The following is a 1,240-nucleotide window of genomic DNA, read 5'->3' as shown; positions in this document are numbered from 1 at the left end:
ACGGTCCTAAGGTAGCGAAATTCCTTGTCGGGTAAGTTCCGACCTGCACGAATGGTGTAACCATGGCCACGCTGTCTCCACCCGAGACTCAGTGAAATTGAAATCGCAGTGAAGATGCTGTGTACCCGCACCTAGACGGAAAGACCCCGTGAACCTTTACTACAGCTTGGCACTGAACATTGAACCTACATGTGTAGGATAGGTGGGAGGCTTTGAAGCACAGTCGCTAGATTGTGTGGAGCCGTCCTTGAAATACCACCCTTGTATGTTTGATGTTCTAACATTGTTCCCTTATCGGGAATGTGGACAGTGTCTGGTGGGTAGTTTGACTGGGGCGGTCTCCTCCCAAATAGTAACGGAGGAGCACGAAGGTTAGCTAATCACGGTCGGACATCGTGAGGTTAGTGCAATGGCATAAGCTAGCTTAACTGCGAGACAGACACGTCGAGCAGGTACGAAAGTAGGTCATAGTGATCCGGTGGTTCTGTATGGAAGGGCCATCGCTCAACGGATAAAAGGTACTCCGGGGATAACAGGCTGATACCGCCCAAGAGTTCATATCGACGGCGGTGTTTGGCACCTCGATGTCGGCTCATCACATCCTGGGGCTGAAGCCGGTCCCAAGGGTATGGCTGTTCGCCATTTAAAGTGGTACGCGAGCTGGGTTTAGAACGTCGTGAGACAGTTCGGTCCCTATCTGGTGTGGGCGTTGGATGATTGATGGGAGCTGCTCCTAGTACGAGAGGACCGGAGTGGACGAACCGCTGGTGTTCGGGTTGTCATGCCAATGGCATTGCCCGGTAGCTATGTTCGGAACGGATAACCGCTGAAAGCATCTAAGCGGGAAGCCGGCCCAAAGATGAGTCATCCCTGACCTTTAAGGTCTGGAAGGGTTGTTATAGACGATGACGTTGATAGGCAGGGTGTGGAAGCGTTGTAAGGCGTTAAGCTAACCTGTACTAATTGCCCGAGAGGCTTAACCATACAACGCCCAAGAAGCTTTAGGCTTTTGAGTGTTGTAGACAAGCTAAGCTCTGAAAAGAGCCGCAAGTAGAGTGAAAAGTAGTTACTCACGATTGAATTGATATCCAGTTTTCTAGATTGTTACCAGTTTTTCCTGGCAGCCATAGCGATACGGTACCACCTGACTCCATTCCGAACTCAGAAGTGAAACGTATTAGCGCCGATGGTAGTGTGGGGCTTCCCCATGTGAGAGTAGGACACTGCCAGGTCCCATTAA

General features: G+C 50.8%; 2 rRNA genes. Both read left to right on the top strand.

The window, feature by feature from the left end:
* A 23S ribosomal RNA gene (locus tag DXY31_RS10690) occupies window positions 1–984 on the top strand; the annotation flags it as partial.
* A gap of 132 nt (window positions 985–1,116) precedes the next feature.
* Window positions 1,117–1,232, top strand: a 5S ribosomal RNA gene (rrf, locus tag DXY31_RS10685).
* Window positions 1,233–1,240: the final 8 nt, after the last annotated feature.

The organism is Synechococcus sp. UW179A (genome assembly GCF_900473965.1).
Classification (GTDB): Bacteria; Cyanobacteriota; Cyanobacteriia; order PCC-6307; family Cyanobiaceae; genus Synechococcus_C.
Note: the sequence above shows the minus strand (reverse complement) of the source record. Positions and strands in the feature narration are given on the sequence as shown.